This is a genomic window from Candidatus Saganbacteria bacterium (genome assembly GCA_026387835.1).
In the GTDB taxonomy this organism is placed as follows: Bacteria; Margulisbacteria; WOR-1; order JAKLHX01; family JAKLHX01; genus JAPLKZ01.
Window position 1 is genome coordinate 90,945 of sequence record JAPLKZ010000004.1, and the last position, 17,709, is coordinate 108,653.

General features: G+C 46.4%; 20 protein-coding genes and 1 tRNA gene. 4 read left to right on the top strand and 17 right to left on the bottom strand.

The genetic code is table 11. The features are described from left to right. Positions 1–78 precede the first annotated feature (78 nt). From NTZ10_00700 to NTZ10_00710, 3 genes are read left to right on the top strand one after another with little or no spacing between them, the layout of a single operon-like run. Positions 79–831: an ATP-binding cassette domain-containing protein gene (locus tag NTZ10_00700; GenBank protein MCX5748754.1), complete on the top strand. Its 753-nt coding sequence runs from the start codon at positions 79–81 to the stop codon at positions 829–831. After that, positions 825–1,613: an ABC transporter permease gene (locus NTZ10_00705; GenBank protein ID MCX5748755.1), complete on the top strand. Its 789-nt coding sequence runs from the start codon at positions 825–827 to the stop codon at positions 1,611–1,613. The genes NTZ10_00700 and NTZ10_00705 overlap by 7 nt, the downstream gene beginning before the upstream one ends. A gap of 8 nt (positions 1,614–1,621) precedes the next feature. Then, positions 1,622–1,987 carry a carboxypeptidase regulatory-like domain-containing protein gene (locus NTZ10_00710; protein ID MCX5748756.1) on the top strand — a complete coding sequence of 122 codons (366 nt, stop codon included), beginning with the start codon at positions 1,622–1,624 and terminating at the stop codon, positions 1,985–1,987. 23 nt (positions 1,988–2,010) lie between these two features. On the opposite strand, the gene NTZ10_00715 is transcribed toward NTZ10_00710, so the two are convergent. The 14 genes from NTZ10_00715 to NTZ10_00780 form a co-directional block, all read right to left on the bottom strand. Then, the gene (locus NTZ10_00715; protein MCX5748757.1) at positions 2,011–2,247 is read right to left on the bottom strand and encodes a hypothetical protein; all 237 of its coding nucleotides are present in this window, start codon (positions 2,245–2,247) and stop codon (positions 2,011–2,013) included. A 261-nt stretch (positions 2,248–2,508) separates the two neighbouring features. Beyond that, a complete protein-coding gene (locus NTZ10_00720; protein MCX5748758.1) occupies positions 2,509–3,270 on the bottom strand; it encodes a hypothetical protein in 762 nt (253 codons plus the stop codon). Positions 3,271–3,307: 37 nt separating this feature from the next. Continuing rightward, positions 3,308–3,760, bottom strand: a complete 453-nt coding sequence (locus NTZ10_00725) for a hypothetical protein (protein MCX5748759.1) — start codon at positions 3,758–3,760, stop codon at positions 3,308–3,310. Between the two features lie 32 nt (positions 3,761–3,792). Continuing rightward, the gene (locus tag NTZ10_00730) at positions 3,793–4,209 is read right to left on the bottom strand and encodes a hypothetical protein (GenBank protein MCX5748760.1); all 417 of its coding nucleotides are present in this window, start codon (positions 4,207–4,209) and stop codon (positions 3,793–3,795) included. A gap of 289 nt (positions 4,210–4,498) precedes the next feature. Then, a complete protein-coding gene (locus tag NTZ10_00735) occupies positions 4,499–4,777 on the bottom strand; it encodes a GIY-YIG nuclease family protein (GenBank protein MCX5748761.1) in 279 nt (92 codons plus the stop codon). 10 nt (positions 4,778–4,787) lie between these two features. Then, a complete protein-coding gene (locus NTZ10_00740) occupies positions 4,788–5,471 on the bottom strand; it encodes a response regulator transcription factor (protein ID MCX5748762.1) in 684 nt (227 codons plus the stop codon). Beyond that, complete coding sequence (locus NTZ10_00745; GenBank protein ID MCX5748763.1) at positions 5,464–8,172, bottom strand: sensor histidine kinase KdpD; 2,709 nt, start codon at positions 8,170–8,172, stop codon at positions 5,464–5,466. Before NTZ10_00745 ends, NTZ10_00740 begins: the two co-directional genes overlap by 8 nt. A gap of 1 nt (position 8,173) precedes the next feature. Next, the gene (gene kdpC / locus NTZ10_00750) at positions 8,174–8,752 is read right to left on the bottom strand and encodes a potassium-transporting ATPase subunit KdpC (protein MCX5748764.1); all 579 of its coding nucleotides are present in this window, start codon (positions 8,750–8,752) and stop codon (positions 8,174–8,176) included. A 10-nt stretch (positions 8,753–8,762) separates the two neighbouring features. Next, positions 8,763–10,859, bottom strand: a complete 2,097-nt coding sequence (gene kdpB, locus NTZ10_00755) for a potassium-transporting ATPase subunit KdpB (GenBank protein ID MCX5748765.1) — start codon at positions 10,857–10,859, stop codon at positions 8,763–8,765. Between the two features lie 5 nt (positions 10,860–10,864). Beyond that, positions 10,865–12,553, bottom strand: coding sequence for a potassium-transporting ATPase subunit KdpA (gene kdpA, locus NTZ10_00760; protein MCX5748766.1), 1,689 nt, complete (start codon positions 12,551–12,553; stop codon positions 10,865–10,867). Between the two features lie 9 nt (positions 12,554–12,562). Further along, positions 12,563–12,646: a K(+)-transporting ATPase subunit F gene (gene kdpF, locus NTZ10_00765; GenBank protein MCX5748767.1), complete on the bottom strand. Its 84-nt coding sequence runs from the start codon at positions 12,644–12,646 to the stop codon at positions 12,563–12,565. Between the two features lie 257 nt (positions 12,647–12,903). After that, a tRNA-Gln gene (locus NTZ10_00770) sits at positions 12,904–12,977 on the bottom strand. Between the two features lie 123 nt (positions 12,978–13,100). After that, positions 13,101–13,451: a four helix bundle protein gene (locus NTZ10_00775; protein ID MCX5748768.1), complete on the bottom strand. Its 351-nt coding sequence runs from the start codon at positions 13,449–13,451 to the stop codon at positions 13,101–13,103. 50 nt (positions 13,452–13,501) lie between these two features. Then, complete coding sequence (locus tag NTZ10_00780) at positions 13,502–13,750, bottom strand: hypothetical protein (protein MCX5748769.1); 249 nt, start codon at positions 13,748–13,750, stop codon at positions 13,502–13,504. A 29-nt stretch (positions 13,751–13,779) separates the two neighbouring features. Between NTZ10_00780 and nadB the strand changes: the two genes are divergently transcribed. Continuing rightward, entirely contained in the window at positions 13,780–15,378 is a 1,599-nt protein-coding gene (gene nadB / locus NTZ10_00785; GenBank protein ID MCX5748770.1) for an L-aspartate oxidase, read from the top strand. Here the strand turns inward: nadB and NTZ10_00790 are convergent. The 3 genes from NTZ10_00790 to NTZ10_00800 are packed head-to-tail and all read right to left on the bottom strand — an operon-like array spanning position 15,356 to position 17,705. Then, positions 15,356–15,892: a pseudouridine synthase gene (locus NTZ10_00790; protein ID MCX5748771.1), complete on the bottom strand. Its 537-nt coding sequence runs from the start codon at positions 15,890–15,892 to the stop codon at positions 15,356–15,358. The two genes, nadB and NTZ10_00790, sit on opposite strands and share 23 nt — an antisense overlap. 7 nt (positions 15,893–15,899) lie before the next feature. After that, positions 15,900–17,426 carry an AAA family ATPase gene (locus tag NTZ10_00795; protein MCX5748772.1) on the bottom strand — a complete coding sequence of 509 codons (1,527 nt, stop codon included), beginning with the start codon at positions 17,424–17,426 and terminating at the stop codon, positions 15,900–15,902. Beyond that, a complete protein-coding gene (locus NTZ10_00800; protein ID MCX5748773.1) occupies positions 17,427–17,705 on the bottom strand; it encodes an HU family DNA-binding protein in 279 nt (92 codons plus the stop codon). It abuts the gene before it with no gap. Between the last annotated feature and the right edge of the window lie 4 nt (positions 17,706–17,709).

Below are 17,709 nucleotides of genomic sequence, written 5' to 3' on the forward strand. Positions count from 1 at the left end.
AGCATCTTTAAAAAGATCGGATAACCCGGCGGAAAGATAGGTTATAATTGAGTTGTGGAAGATAAAAATTGTTATTCGATAACTGCCAGGGACCTTTTTAAAGCCTTCGGCAAGACCATTGCCGTTGACCATATCAGTTTCGATGTCTCCTGCGGCCAGTGTTTCGGGCTTCTCGGGCCCAACGGTGCCGGAAAGACCACGACAATAAACATGCTTGTGACACTATTGAAGCCTACTTCTGGCAGTGCATCAGTAGCCGGATTCGACGTCATAAAGAATAAGAACGACGTGAGAAAGAGCATCGGCATCGTTTTTCAGGAACCGGCGCTAGATTCAAAGCTCACCGGCAAGGAAAATCTCGAATTCCACGCAATGATGTACGGCATCGGACCGAAAGAAAGGAACGCCAAGATAAAAGACCTCCTGGACCTTGTCGAGCTTACCGAAAAACAAGACGTTCTGGTAAGCAATTATTCGGGCGGCATGAAAAGGCGGCTTGAGATAGCAAGAGGCCTTATCCAGAAGCCCAAAGTCCTTTTCCTTGACGAACCGACGCTCGGTCTTGATTCGCAGACCAGAAGGCTTATATGGGAATATATAAAAAAGCTCAACAAGGAAAAAGGCGTGACGATAATACTGACCACACATTATATGGAGGAAGCCGATTATTTATGCGACAGGATCGCGATAATCGATCACGGCAAGATCGTCGCGATCGACACACCCGACGAACTCAAAAAGCTTACTGGAAAAGAAGATCTGGAGGACGTGTTCATTCATTTTACGGGAAATAAGATTAGAAATATCGAAGAAAGGGAGAGATACTGGTAATGATAGAACTGCGCGCCATCTATATACTCTGGCTTAGGGAAATGAAAAAATTCACCCGCGCGAAGGAACGCATAATCGGTTCAATCGCGATGCCGTTCATGTTCCTGGCTTTTCTCGGGTTCGGGTTTGGCAAGATGTCCATTCCCGGACTCGACAAGAACATCAGCTATATGAATTACCTCGTGCCCGGAACTATCGGCATGAACATGCTTTTCAGTTCGATGTTCGCCGGGATATCGGTCCTCTGGGACAGGGAATTCGGCTTCCTCAAGGAGATAATGGTCGCTCCCGTGAGCAGGATCTCGATAGCCCTCGGCCGCATAGCCGGAGGCGCTACTACGGGGATGATCCAGGGTATTCTGCTCTTTTTCGTCTCTTTCTCCCTCGGGTTCAATATCAGTTATCTCCCGCTGTACAGGATCGTCCCGGGGTTCTTCCTCATGATTGTCTTCATGGTCCTTATGGCCCTTGTTTTTCTTTCCCTCGGGCTGTCTTTTGCTTCCAATATGAAGGACGCACAGGGGTTTGAACTGATAATCAACTTCGTCATGTTCCCTCTTTTCTTTTTATCGGGCGCCGTATCGCCTATCAGCAACCTTCCCGTCTGGATAAGGGTATTTTCGTATCTTAATCCCCTGACGTACGGCGTCGACGGCATCAGGTGGGCTTTGCTCGGCTCGTCGCATTTCCACATCTTCTACGACCTGTTCATCAGCACCCTGGCGGCTTTTTTCATGGTAAGCCTTGCCTCGTATTTCTTTGAAAGGAGCGAGGGTGTATAATTATGCTGATGCAGAAAAATAAGATAAATAACAGGCTTGTTTGTTATTCTGCTCTCATCGCTATTTTGGGAATATTCCTGTACGGGTGCAGCGCAACGCCCGTTCCCGCAGGTCCCCATTCCTTATCCGGGACAGTCAGCGGAGTAAGTCCGGTGACCGTAAATTTGTCCGGCACTTCATCGGGCGCCACTACAACATCTTCATCGGGTTATTACAGTTTTACGGGGCTTGATGACGGTTATTATATCGTGAGGCCTTCAAAGACGGGATATTCCTTTACTCCTTATAGCAGGACTGTCACGGTCGCAAGCGCCGACGCCACGGGCATCAATTTTGATTTAAATGGTCCTCCTGAAACTTCTGAAGCAGAGTAAAAGTCATGGCCCGGCGGCCAACATTAAACCGGAAACTTATTTTTATTCCTGTGGATTTCCTGGACTAAGAACGAACCGGGGACTGAGTTCATTTTAGCAAGCAGCACGTTGAAAGATTCTTCGCCGCTCTTTTCGTTTGGGATATCCGGTTTGCTCTTCACTAAATTGACTATACTATCCGCCATATTTTTTACTTTGTTCACTGCGGATGAATAATATGCCGCAACCGTCTTTGGACCAACACTTTCTGTTTTTACCATGGGACAGGTCCTCTTATATTCCTGACTATCTATCGCATCCTTAAGAGACATACTTGCGTGTTTTTGGGCTGTTTCCCTGCCAATATTTTGTTCAGCCCGGCTCCTCAATCTTCTGGTGCCTGTGGCCGATGAGGCTGTACACGCAGGGCGATTATATATAATGTAAGGACCGTCGAGACAAAAAGCGTTTAATTGAGGGGATTTTAAAATAAATGAGGCTCTCATCAGAGAGCCCCATTGTTATTCCTGAAAATTCAGATACTAGAATTTGATCCCGTATCCGATCTTAAGATCGAGACCTTTCAATGCCGGCTGGTCAGCAGCGTATTTAAGTCCGCTGTAACCGAGCTCGAAATTGACTATTCCCATTTCCGGGACGTTATAGTTTGCACCAAGGTATGCTTCCACACCCCAGCTGCCTGTACTGCCACCACTGACTTTCACAGGATAGAGACCGGCACCTCCTACATACCATGTGAGCGGAACGCCCAAAGCCGGCATGAACGGAGTGATATAATAAACGGCGCCGAGCTTCGCGGAAACAACTTTAAAGCTGTCATTCCCGTTAGGATTCGTGCCTGAAAGATAATTGGCTCCTATCCTTACGCTTAAGCCCTGAACAACTGAACCTGACAGATCGTAATCAAGATTGCCTGCAAAGCCGATCAGACCTGCATCAAGCCCGCCGTTGATATAAAGACCGAGACCTCTGCCTGCTTTTGCAGGAGGAGTTACTATTACAACCGGGGTGGGATTGACTATTATGGTAGCCGGTGTCGGCGCAACCACCTTCGACGCTTTTAATTTGTTCCAGCGAGCGAGAGTTGCAGCTTTTTCGGCATGTAACTGATTAACTTTTGCCGCGTCTGTGGTTTTCTTGGCCTTGGCAAGCTTCGCGTCAATTACATTCAGGTAATTCCTGACCGCTTGCGCTTCATCTTCCATGGCAGTACTGCCTAAAGTCACGCTGGCAACGGCTGCCACAAAAACTAAAGCAACGAAATAAATAACAAAATTCTTCATTCTTTCTCACCTCCTTTTACATTAGATTTAGACATGTTTAATGCTTGTGTCCGCGGCCTTCATTACTACGGCCTTGATCATTACGATCTCCATTATTCTGGGACTGCTTTTTCCACTGACCGTAATTAATGGGACGTTCTTTCTTATAGACTTCGCGGTAATTCTTAGGAACTTTGAACAAATACCCGGGCACATAGTTGCGTTGCACAACGCCCCACGGACCATTATACTGCCTTGCCCTGTACCAGCTATTGCCTCTCGGAGACCACCAGTAGCCGTTATAGAAGAAGACGTCATAACTGATGCCCGGCACAAAGTAGATCCCATACTGCGGCATCATGACCACTTGCGGAGGTTCTGACACTACTATCGGCGGCGGACCTATATTTATGTTGACATTGACTTCCGCTTGAACCGTTCCCATTGACCCAATGACCATGAACGCGAATACTAAAACAAATCCAAATAAACCGCAAAGACTTTTTTTCATGTTTATTTTCCTTTCATTATACTATATTCATATTAGAAATAATAACCCGCCTGCAACTGCAGTCTTCCGGACCTGACTGCGTCTACGCCGACTTCAAGGAACAAGGGTGTCACATCGAGAAACCGTTCAAAAATAAGGGAAATATAAGGGCCGGCATCTGAATTATTGCCCAGATATCCCACCAGCCCGCCGCTCAAGAACATCGGATATCTGTTGTTTATATTGCTAAGGAAAAATTTCCCTCCGATAAAGATGATCCCCGGGTTATTTGACGTGCTGATTTCAGCCCCTAATCTTAACGTTGCGTTATTTGCGGGGCCGCTTTCGAGCATTATCCCCAGCGCCGCGCCGTCCCTTATCCCGCCTATCACTGCGGGCCTGAATGCCAGACACTGCGATCCAAACAAAAGAACAAACAAAACGGCTGCAAAAACTAGGCTTTTTTTCATTTTCCTTTTTCTTTTCCTTTCTTTACCGTCGGATATTTTTTCATTTCTTATTATTCTTTTAGATTCCGGTCTTAACTTTCTTAATTACTGTTTCGTTGGGAAGATAGCCGATCAATGCCTTTTCCACAAGATTAGTCAAAGTTAAATCCTCAACAACAGCCTGAGCTCTAGCGTGCTTAGCAATGGAAGGGTTAATAAAAAGGGTTAGCCGTTGTTTTTTATTAGTCGTCATACTACATATACTACATCTAGTTGTAGTGGTTGTCAAGCGCTGATTGAAAAACCAAGCTTACTTCCGTTTTGAAGAGGCTTTCGGGATTTTTTTATCCTTTTTTATCAAAGCTAATTTTTTCGTTCTCGACCACCTTTTTATCTGCGCCTCTCTTTTTAAGGCTTTACTGCGGTTTTTGCAAGCTTCATGATAACGGATCTTTAAAGCCGGGTTATACGAAGTGTAATGTCCGCCTTTTCCCGTCTTGTGCTCGTTAAACCGCCTTTTGACATCGGTCGTGATGCCGGTATAAAGAGCTTTATTTTTGCATTCGATGATGTAGAGGAAGTATGGCATTCCTTCTGTATTATTCAATACTTAATCTATATCCGACCCCTGGTTCGGTAATGATAATATTTGATAAAGAATATTTATCCAGCTTCTTTCTGAGCTGCCCAAAATAGATCCTTAAATAATGAGACTGGTTAACAGCATTATTCCCCCATACCTCTTTAAGGAGATGTTTTTGAGTGACGATACGCCCTTCATTATGCGCAAGTATTTTTAAAAGGTCATATTCTGTTGCGGTAAGCTTAAGCAGTTCTCCGTTTATCCAAACACTGCGTGTGCCGAGATCGATCTTTAAGGGGCCGCTTTCAAATACCGGCTCTTTTTTAAGGTTAAGGCTGTGCCGGAGCGCGACCCTCACCCTGACGGAAAGTTCCTTAGCGCTAAAGGGCTTTGTCAGATAGTCATCTGCTCCGGCGTCAAGAAGCTGCACTTTATCGGAATCGGAACCTTTGACGGTAAGTATTATCACAGGCGTTTTCGATCTTTCCCTTATTTTGCCAAGAACATCGATCCCGTCCATATCCGGAAGGCCCAGGTCTAAAATAACGATATCCGGTCTGACGGAATCGAACTGTAAAAGACCGTCTTTCCCTGTCTTTGCAAGATAGATAGAGTACCCGTCGGTTGAAAGGCTAACATCCAGAAGCCTGCGGATCGATTTCTCATCATCGATTACAAGTATCTTAGCTCCGCTATTCATATTGACCTGCCATCATATCCGGCTGCTTTTCCACAGGCAGAGATATTTTAAATTCAAGGCCCCCGCCCTTTTTGTTAGCTGAAAATATAAAACCGCCGTGAGCTTCTATAATACTTTTTGTTAGTGTAAGCCCCAAACCTACACCTCCCGCGGGAGAACCTTTCACCCGGTAGAACTTTTCAAAAATATGCACAAGCTGGTCTTCACTGATACCCGGACCATTATCGGATATTTCAAGAATGAGATCATCATCTTTAAGAAATGATCTTATTTTTATCTCGGATCCTTCAGGCGTATAGTTGATCGCGTTTATCAATATATTGCTCACGGCCTGTTCGAACAGGTTAAAGTCAAGCATTACAAGCGGAAGTCCTTCTTTTATTTCTATTGATAGTTTATGACCTTTTAGTTTTTCTCTCAACTGCTTCACCGACACATCAATGATCTCTCCTATGTCGTTCCATTCTCTTTTAAGGGTAAATGAGCCGGAGTTGATCCTGGACATATCAAGGATGTTCCCGACTACATTATTCAATCTGTCAACAGATTCAAGAAGCTCTTTTATCAGGTCTTCCCTCACGGTTTTATCCTGATTGATCTTTTCCTCGTTTAAAGCGGATGCTATCCCGCCTATTGAAGTTAGAGGGGTCCTCATTTCGTGCGAGATGCTCTCGAGTATCGTCTGCAGCATCTTCTCCGACTTTTCAAGCTCCTGGACTTGTTTTGACCTTTCCCTGAAAAGCTCTTTTTCAAGATATACAGCGATCTGTTTTGATATTGCCGCTATTAAGTTGGCCTGCTCCTGATTGAGTTTTTCTTCTTTATATGGCCTGTATGCCAGAATACCGACCGTCTCTGAAGGGCCTTTCAAGGGAATATAGATGGCTTTTGCGGACATCAAAGTTTCAGTGGACCATCCTGCCGGAGTCCCTTTATCAAAAGACCATTTAGCCACGGAGAGCTCCTTTTTATCTGCGAATACGTCAGCTCTTCCTTCTATAGTTTTGTCAAATTCTTGCATGGCATCCTTAGCAATAATATAAAAATCTCCCGGAAGCATTGTGTTCATCTGTTTTTGTATCTCTTCTATGCAGGATCTTTTGTCAGCAGCTCCCGCAATCGTGTAAACGATCTTATAGATCGCGTCATTCCACGAAGACCGGACAAGAAGCATCTTTTCGTTAGTCCTTACCCTGTATGTCAGAAATCCCGCAACTATCGCAGTGAAGAAAAATGTCAGGTGCATCAGGAGGTCTTCCGGTCTTGATATCGAAAGTGTCCCGAACGGCGGTATAAAAAAGAAGTTCCATGTCAGGGCACAGATAAGGGACGCGATCACTATCGGAATAAATGAAACGAACAGGCTGATAAATAATACTGCAAGAAGATATATGAACCCTATCGCCCTGTATCCGGTATAGGGGGCTAAGAGCAATGATACTCCGGTCACAAAAGCGACTACCCATAAGATCATGAAATATTCCATGAATGACGACCGGAAATCAACCTTGAATTTTATAGAGCTGTAACTTGGCTGCGGCGTCTCTCCTGATTCGGTCTTTAAAGGTATTACGTGCACGGCTATGTTCTTCGTCTCTCGCAGCAGTCTGTTTATCAAAGAACCTCTGATAAAAGATTCAAAATAGTTTTTATCCGAATGGCCCAGGACTATTTGCGTTATATGTTTCTGCTTAGCGAACTTCAATATCTCGCCGAATATGCTCCTTCCCATCAACGTAACCGTTTTCGCCCCAAACTGCTCCGCCAGCGCAAAGTGGTTCTCGGTCTGTTCTTTTTCGCTCTGGCTCCACTTCCCGTAAAATACGTTCTCAAGTTCTACCGCCACGACGAACCAGTCGCATTTGTATCTTTTTGCCATTGCGGCACCGCGCCTGATAAGCTTGTTCGAATTGGTCCCCGGACCTATGCAGACCATTATCCTTTCGGTGGTCTGCCAGTTCTCGTTGATATTGTGCGCCTGCATGTACTGTTCAAGTTCTTCATCCACTTCCTGTGCTGTCTGCCGGAGAGAGATCTCCCGCAGCGCATTCAGATTACCTTTTCTGAAGAAGTTCGACAAAGCTTCGTCTATCTTATCGAGCTTGTAAACATCTCCCCGTTTCAACCTGTTGATGAGAGCTTCTATCGTGATGTCGACCGCGACTATTTCATCTGCTTTTTCGACGATCTTGTCAGGAATAGTTTCCCGGACGGTGACCCCCGTTATCTGCTTGATCGTATCCACAAGGCTTTCCATATGCTGCACATTAAGAGTGGTTATTACGTTTATCCCCGCATCAAGTATTTCCGCGACATCCTCATAGCGTTTTTTATTTTTTGAACCGGGAACATTTGTATGGGCAAGTTCATCCACAAGAACACTCCGGGGATGCCGTTTGATGATGGCATCTGTATCCATTTCCTCCAGGATTTTTCCCGAATATTCAATCTTTTTTTTAGGGATTATTTGAAGTTTACCGATCTGATTTTTCGTGTCCGGCCTGTCATGGGGTTCAAAATAGCCGATAACTATATCTTCTCCGCGAACCAGTCGCCTGTTGCCTTCATTGAGCATTGAATAGGTCTTGCCGACCCCCGGAGCGTATCCGATGAATATCTTTAACTTTCCTCTCTGCTCCTCCGGAGGGGTCGCGATCTTTAAAGCTTCTTCCGGTGTCAGTCTTTTTGAAAAGTCTTCCATATTATTTCTCAAACTCATTGTCCAACGTTAAATTGAGCTTCAGGACATTGATCCTTTCTTCACCGAACAGATCAAGGTCCCGTTTCTCCGTCATTTTGTTGATCAGCACTATCAGGTCGGCTTTTCTTGAAAGATCAAGCTTTCTTGCCTTTAATATCCTGTCTGTCTGGAATACCGCCGCAGACACGCTTATATGCGGGTCGAGGCCTGATCCGGAAGCATATAACATATCTGAAGGGATCTCATTTGCCGGTTTTGCAGGGTCTGCCTTTAAGATCATTTTCTCTCTTTCGGTTATCTGATCTTTTAATTGTTTGCTGGTCGCAGAAAGATTGCTTCCGCCGGATGAGAGCGTATTATAATCTACTGCCGACGGCCTCGGCCAGAAATATCTGTCATTATCAAATTTTTGTGCTATCAGATCCGAGCCGACCGTCTTTCCTTTCAATAAAACAAGGCTTCCGTTGGCTTTATCTTTAAAGAATATCTGCGCCGCGGCAGTGATGATCAAAGGATATATTATTCCCGTTATCACCGCTGTGATCAAAAATAATTTTAAAGCCGCAATGAATTGTTTCATCTTATGCCTTTCAAGATATTATCCTGAAAAATACCATCAACATATCTATCAATTTTATCCCGATGAACGGCGCGATCAGGCCTCCGAGGCCGTATATCTGTATATTGCGCCGCAAAAGCGAGCGCGCGTCCTCGCTGTGATATGATACCCCGCGCAGAGCAAGCGGTATCAAAATGACTATTATTATCGCATTGAATATAACCGCGCTGAGTATCGCGCTGTAAGGAGAATGAAGCCGCATGATATTAAGCACAGAGAGCGGCCCTTGCGTCGCGCCTGTTTCGGCATACAGCATCCCGAAAATAGCGGGGATTATGGCGAAATATTTCGCAACATCATTGGCGATGCTGAAAGTGGTCAGAGCCCCCCTTGTCATTAAAAGCTGCTTGCCTATCTCAACGATCTCGATAAGCTTTGTCGGATTACTTTCGAGGTCCACCATGTTGCCCGCTTCTCTCGCTGCCTGTGTCCCTGTGTTCATAGTGACCCCTACATCAGCCTGCGCGAGCGCCGGGGCATCGTTCGTTCCGTCACCGGTCATAGCGACAAGACGGCCGCTTGCCTGCTCCTGACGTATCCTGTTCATCTTTGATTCAGGGGTTGCCTGCGCGATAAAATCATCGACTCCCGCTTCTGCGGCAATGGCCGCAGCTGTTAATTCGTTATCGCCTGTTATCATCACTGTCCGTATCCCCATTTTTCTCAGTTCTTTGAAGCGCTCTTTTATCCCGCCCTTGACCACATCTTTTAAATGAATTATCCCGAGGACTTTGTTCCCGTCAGATACTGCCAGCGGGGTCCCTCCGCTGCTCCCTATCCTGCTCACTTCTGCCTCAAGTCCGGGCGGGAACTTCCCGTTTATCGACTCGACATATCTTTTTATTGCGTCGACCGACCCTTTTTTGATCGACCGGTAGACATTTTTATCCCTATCGTGGAAGTCGATGCCGCTCATCTGAGTTGAAGCGGAGAACGGAATAAATGTAGCTTCGCTGGAATGAAAGCTCTGTGCCCGGAGACCGAACTTGTCTTTTGCGAGTACAACGATCGATCTTCCTTCCGGAGTTTCATCTGCCAGAGAAGAAAGCTGCGATACTTCGGCCAAAGCCTTTTCCTCTGTCCCGGACGCGGGGATGAACTCTGATGCCATCCTGTTTCCCATAGTTATGGTGCCCGTTTTATCAAGAAGAAGAACATCTATATCACCCGCTGCTTCCACCGCGCGCCCGCTCTTTGCTATCACGTGGCGCCTGATCAACCTGTCCATTCCCGCTATCCCGATCGCGCTCAAAAGTCCTCCTATCGTCGTGGGGATAAGACAAACAAGAAGCGATACAAGGATCGGTACTGTCACCAGCAAAGAAAGGTCCTGTCCCGCAGCATTGCCGCTATAATCCGCAAAAAACTTCAGCGTGACGACGGCAAGGAGAAAAATTATTGTAAGTCCTGCCAGTACGATACTTAAAGCGATCTCATTAGGGGTCCTCTGCCGTTTTGCTCCCTCTATCAGGGCGATCATCCTGTCTATGAAATTCCCGCCAGGATCGGATGTTATTCTGATAATTATCTTATCGCTTATCACTTTTGTACCGCCGGTTACTGCGCTGCGGTCCCCTCCGCTTTCCCTGATCACGGGAGCTGATTCACCGGTTATCGCTGATTCATCGACGCTTGCTATCCCCTCGATCACTTCACCATCGGAGGGGATAGTACCGTCCGCTTCACAAACGACCACGTCGCCTTTTTTAAGCTGGCTCGCAAGAACCGATGTTTCTTTGCCGTTCGTCAGAAGTCTCGCGCAGACTTCTTTTCTCGATCGCCGCAGGCTTTCCGCCTGGGCTTTTCCCCGTCCCTCAGCCATAGCTTCGGCAAAGTTTGCAAAAAGCACAGTGAACCAGAGCCAGATGCTTATCATAAGTTCGAAGGAGGAGAAAACTCCGTTCACAAAAAGATGCTTGAAGAAATATGCCGATGTAAGTGCGGACGCTACCATCGTGAGAAACATCACGGGATTGCGCATTTCTTCTTTCGGATTAAGTTTAAGAAAAGAGTCTCTTACCGCCTCAAAAAAGATCTTATTTTGATCTCCATCAGTCTTTTTTGTCATGATGTTTAGAACGCCCTTCCTTTAAGCATCAATAAATGCTCGATGATGGGTCCGAGAGAAAGTGCGGGGAAAAATGTCAAGACCCCGACTATTATTATAACTCCCACAAGAAGAGCCGCGAACAGAAAATTATCCGTAGTAAAAGTGCCGCTTGAGACAGGCGTTATTTTTTTTACCGCGAGGCTGCCGGCTATCACCATCGCGGGGATTATCACCCCGAACCTTCCTATGATCATAGCTATACCAAGAAGAACGTTATAAAAGACCGTATTCGCATTGAGACCCGCAAAAGCGCTGCCATTGTTCTGGGATGCCGAGGAAAAAGCATAAAGCATCTCACTGAAACCATGAGGACCTTTACTGAGCAGACTTGAAAGGCCAGCCGGCAGAACACACGCTGCTGCCGTTCCAAGGAGTATCGCGGCAGACGGAAGAAGTATCGAAAGTATGACCATCTGCACTTCTTTGCGCTCGATCTTTTTGCCGAGATATTCCGGTGTACGCCCCACCATCAGCCCTGCAAGGAACACCGTGAGCAGGACCATGTGGAGCATTCCGTACATACCTGACCCAACGCCTCCGAATATTATCTCGCCAAGCATCAGATTGAACAGGGCGATTCCTCCGGTAATGGGCGTCAGAGACGAATGCATAGCATTTACCGATCCGTTGGAGACTGAGGTAGTGGCAGTTGCCCAGATCACGCTGTTTGTTATTCCCAGCCTCATCTCCTGTCCTTCGTGTATCGTCGTGACAGCAGTATTCGAATATGAAAATTCGGAAAACAAAGCTACCCCGAGAGAAATGGCAAAAACAGCGAACATTACATAGAATAAAAGCCATCCGTGTTTTTTGTTACCGATCATCACTCCATATGTATATACCAGAGCTGCCGGCAGCATCAGAAGAGCAAGCATCTCAAGGAAATTAGATAATGGCGTCGGGTTTTCATAAGGATGAGCGCTGTTCGCGTTAAAGAAACCTCCGCCGTTCGTACCCAGCTGTTTTATCGCGATCTGCGAGGCGGCCGGGCCCATCGGCAGCGTCTGCGAAGATCCCTGCACAGTAACGGCCGTCTTATATGGAGAAAAGTTCTGTATTACGCCCTGACCCGCGAGCAGGACCGCAAGGATCACTGATAAAGGCAATAATACATATATAAGAGTTCGGACAATGTCTACCCAGAAATTCCCCAGCGACTTCGCTGTTTTTGAGATTATTCCCCGAGTGAGCGCCAGGAATACTGCAAACCCAGTTGCCGCACTTAAGAAATTCTGTACAGCAAGACCCAGCATTTGTGTAAGATAGCTCATCGTCGACTCGCCGGCGTAACCCTGCCAGTTCGTGTTCGTCATAAAGCTCGCGGCCGTGTTAAACGCGCTGTCCCAGCTTACGTTTGCCAGATTTTGGGGGTTCAGAGGAAGATAGCGCTGCGTCAGTTGAAGGACAAAAACGAACAAAAACCCTATAAAGTTGAACCATAGAAGTGCTTTTGTATAATCTTTCCAGTCCATCTCCTCTTCTTCGTCAATCCCGCATACTTTATATATAAGTTTTTCAAGCCAGCCGAGCAAAACGTGCATGAAAGTCTTTTTCCCCTGAAAGACCTTTGCCATAAAAAGGCCCAGGACCGGGGTAAGCAATATGAGTGCGGCACAATAAACAATCACCTGAAAATAATCAATGCTTTTCATGAATATCCCTTAGAATTTCTCCGGGTTCATCATCGCGTATACGAGATAGCCCAGCATAACGAGCGCTATCAGACCTGACAAAATAAAACCCATATTATATTCCTTTTGGTTGATTATAACAGGTTAACAGGCCTTATTTAAATCGTCCTGTCATCAACAATATTGTATAAACGATCGACATTCCGATCAGATAAACGGCACCGAATATGAAGACTATTACTACTATCCCTGCAATAATACTTATCATGGATAAATCCTATCATCGTGTCAAGTCAAATTGGAGTAAAAAGGCAATCTCAACCCGTAAAAATAGCGTAAAATACCAAGGATATTTGTTCGAATGTTTATAGTGGCTGCGGGACTAGGATTCGAACCTAGACAGCCAGCTTCAGAGACTGGCGTCCTACCATTAGACGATCCCGCAAAGAGAATTACTAATGACTAATGCTTAATGACTAATGAAGGAGTAATTATTTAATAATAATATTTTCATTAATTAGACATTAGTCATTAGTAATTAGTCATTTTATTGAACAAGAATATTATATCAGGATTTCGACTTACGTATAATCGCGGCAAGTATCAATATAATCTCGCGGCATTCACTTGTAATGTTTTCAAGTTCTTTTTTGTTATCAGCATTGTTAATTAATTCGGCTTCTTTCATTATTTTAAGCCAATATTCGGTTTCCTGAGCCTCCTTTTTTGCTATAAAGACTTTATTGATAAAATCTTTCTTTGAACAGGCTGAATCGGCTTCAGTCATATTCGCTCCGATAGATGCGGCGCTCCTTAAAAGCTGATCATTGATAATGTTTATTGAGGGGTTCTTTGAAATACGTTTTATAAACTTAACTATTTGTACCGCAAACCGCAACGTCCTATCCTGTATTTCCATTTTACAATGATTTTCCTTAATTAGTTATTAGTCATTAGAAATTAGTCATTCTACACCGGCGGTTTCCACCATTGCGGCTGTGCGATCAGAATATATGCTCCGTATAACAATATAATAGCCGCAGCTGCTGCAAAAACCCAAAAATTAATGTCGCGTTTCCTGCCGTTCTTTACCATGACAGCTGTGGCAATGAATGCTATAAGCGAAAGTATTATCAAAGCGGAACCTTTAAATACCGGACTTTCGCTTATATACCTTATTATTTTAGAGCCGGTCTCAAAATCGATGAATTTTAACATGTTCTTATAATGATATAATACATCTAATAATGAAAGTTTTCAATTGTGATTTTCTTGTTGTCGGCGGAGGCATTTCAGGCCTGAGAGCGGCGCTCACGGCATCTAAATTCGGACAGGTCATACTGCTTACCAAGGGGAAGACCGAAGAGACCGCGACGGAAAAAGCGCAGGGAGGCATCGCGGCGGCTATCGACAAAGAAAAAGATTCCACCACCTTCCACCTTGAAGACACCCTTTCAGCCGGAGCGGGCCTCTGTGACAGCGATGCCGTAAAAGTCCTTGTCAACGACGGAGTTGAAAGGGTGAAAGAGCTCATCGAAATGGGCGCTGATTTTGACCGCACGCCTTCGGGTTTCGAGCTCAATATCGAAGGCGCCCACAGAAGGCGAAGGATACTGCATGCCGGCGACTACACCGGAAGCGAGATCGCCAAGACCCTTGCGGCAAAGGCCATCAAAGAAAAGAATATCAGGGTGATGAACTTTGTATTCGGAAAAGATCTTCTCGTAAAGGACGGAAAATGCTGCGGGATAGATGCTTTTGACGCGAAGACCGATGAACTTATGAGATTTCTTGCTCCGGCGACCATCCTTTCGACCGGCGGTGTCTGCCAGATCTATCTTTACACCACCAATCCCGAATTTGCCACGGGTGACGGCATTGCAATGGCCTATAGAGCGGGAGCAGAACTTAGCGATATGGAATTCGTCCAGTTCCACCCTACCGCTCTTGTCCAGTTCAAAGGCCTCGGCGAAGAGGTCGCTTTCCCTCAATTCTTGATATCTGAAGCTGTCCGCGGCGAAGGCGCTCTGCTTCTGAACAAGCACGGAGAACGCTTCATGGATAAATATCATATACAGGCCGAGCTTGCTCCGAGAGATATCGTCTCAAGGGCCATATACGACGAGATGAAAAAGACCGATTCGGACCACGTGCATCTCAATCTTTCCGGGATAGACCCTGAAAAAGTAAAAAAACGTTTCCCGACCATTTACAGGACCTGTAAAGAAGCAGGCATGGACCTCACAGCCGATGATATCCCTGTGGCTCCCGCGGCGCATTATTTCATGGGCGGGATAAGGACAGATCTTGAAGCAAGGACAAATATAAAAGGCTTGTGGGCTGCGGGAGAAGTGATGTCATCGGGAGTACATGGCGCGAACCGTTTAGCAAGTAATTCGCTATTGGAAGGAGTCGTTTTCGGTCATAGAGCGGCGTTGTCGGCAAAAGAGTATCTAAATGCTCTACCCGAACCTGAACGGTTCGGCTCTGATAAACCGGAGCCGACTCGTTTAGAGTCGGGTAATATTAAAAGAGGTTTATTAAATGATCTTTCCAAACATCGCCATTTCATTAAAAAGCTGATGTGGGACAACGTAGGGATAATCAGGACCGGCATGGGACTTGAAAAAGCCGTAAAAGAATTGACTCTGCTTGAAAAAGCTCTTGATCATGATCCGATGACCGTTCAGGAAAGAGAATTGAAGAATATGGCCCTTGTGGGAAGACTGATCAGCCAGGCGGCCCTGGACAGGAAAGAATCAAGGGGAGCGCATTTCAGGACGGATCATTCTGAAAGAGATGATAAGAACTGGAAGAAACACCTCATTTACCGGTCTCGCGTTTGAACTCGCCCGGCTTTAGATCGTCGAGCTTATAGGGTCCGACTGCTATCCTGACCAGCCGGAGGCATGGCAGGCCTACTGCAGCCGTCATCTTTCTTACCTGCCTATTACGCCCTTCAGTGACCGATATTTCAAGCCAGGAAGCGGGGATTGTTTTCCGGTACCTTACCGGTTTTGATCTTTCCCATAATACCGGTTCGCCGATCATCCTGACCCTGGCAGGAAGAGTTTTTTTTCCTTCAATGATGATCCCTCTTGCAATTTTATCGATCTGCACTTTTTCCGGGATGCCTTCGACCTGCGCTATATAGGTCTTGAGTTTTTTGCAGAGCGGGTCGGTCAGGTTATGGAGAAGATCTCCGTTATTTGAAAGAACGACAAGCCCTTCGCTGTCAAGGTCGAGCCTGCCTGCGGGATAGATATCCGGGATGTCCAGATAGTTTTTTAAAGTCGGACGGCCCTGTTTGTCGGTGAACTGGCACAAGACACCGTAAGGTTTATTAAAGAGGATAATGATCCTTTTATCACTTCGGATAGATCCTTACCTTCCTGTTAGGTTCCTCGCCAACCGACTGCGCCTTCATATTATGACGCTCTATCAGCTGATGCTGAAGACGCCTGATATAGGAGTTCTGGGGGGACAGGTCGATGGTTTTGCGCGTATTCTTGACCTCCTCGACAGCTTCTTCCACCTCGGACACGGCTGTCTTTTCTATCTCATCCTGGTCCGGAGATATCTTGAAAAAATTCTTCAGGAACCTTGTCACCTGGTTCGCCGTGCCGCCTTTCAGGACATGAAGCGGAATTTTATGACTGCCGGCAAGCTTCACTATCTTCGGGTCCGCCGAAGCTTTGGCCCTTGTGGTTATGATGATATCGGCATCATCGAGATTGTCGACCACGGAAGCAGGCACGTTTACCGCGTTTATCACCCTGTTCACCCTGCTGTTGTTCATGCCGTAAGCGTAGATCTTTGTCTCGTTGTCCTGTTTTTCTTCAATCGTTTTTTCTATCTCCTCGTCGCTGATCTCCGGCATCGGCTCGATCGCTTTCTGTTTTATCTCGATCTTCCCGTCGGCTTTCCTGACCCTGACCTCCGGCGTCGGGATCCTTCCCCGGAGGAACTGGTCAACGGCTGAGGCAGTGTCTTTATAGATCGCCATCACATCGCGCTCCCTGATCTCGACCACAGTGTCAAAGGTGGGAGGGGCTTTTCTTTCAAGTACCGCTTTTTGCGTCCTTCTTCTCTTTGCTTCTTCATCGCCGAGGATCACTGTCTGTATGCCTCCGGCAAGATCGCTGAGAGTGGGATTTGAGATAAGGTTCTCAAGCGTCTGGCCGTGAGCGGTCCCGATAAGGACGACACCTCTTTCCGCGATCGTCCTTGCCGCTTCCGCCTCCGCCTCGGTCCCTATTTCGTCGATGATTATCACTTCCGGCATGTGGTTCTCCACGGCTTCAATCATGACAGCATGCTGTTTTTCCGGTGAAGGCACCTGCATCCTCCGGGCTTTGCCGATTCCTTCGTGGGGGATATCGCCGTCGCCGGCGATCTCGTTGCTGGTGTCCACCACTATGACGCGCTTGCCCAGCTCTCCGCTGAGGACGCGCGCGGCTTCGCGCAGTTTTGTCGTCTTCCCTATACCAGGAGGCCCCATGAACAAGATGCTTTTATTGGATTTGATAATGTCCTTTATGATGTCGATCGTACCGTAGGCCGCCCTGCCCACCCTGCATGTCAGGCCGATTATCTTTCCTGTCCTGTTCCTTATGGCGGATATCCTGTGGAGAGTCCTTTCTATCCCTGCCCTGTTGTCCGACGTGAACATGCCCACTTTTGAAGAAATATGGTCGATGTCCTCCTGTTTTACGAATTCATCCTCCAGGTAAAATACTTTTTTTTCAAAACGGACCTCCGGCATCTTTCCTAGGTCGAGGATGACTTCTATCATGTCGGAAAAATCAACGGATGAATATATCTTGTCTTTTATGCGGGAGGGAAGCACTTCCAGGAGCGTCTTAATAGCATCTGAGATCTTGATCTCGGCCACTTATTTTCCTCTGACGGCCTTTTTAAGGTTGAACCCTGCCACAAAAGTAGGGCACTTGGTCATCGGGATCTCGATCTTTTCGCCTGTGCGGGGGTTCCTGCCGACCCTTCCTTTGCGGTTCTTTACCGTGAAGTTGCCGAACCCGACAAGCCGGACTTTTTCGCCTTTCACAAGGGCCTCTGTCATGAACGCGACCGCCGATTCAAGCATCTCTTCCATCTTTGATCTTTTACCGTCAAACTTTTTTGCGAGCTTATCGGCCAACTGTTTTTGGTTCATGTTT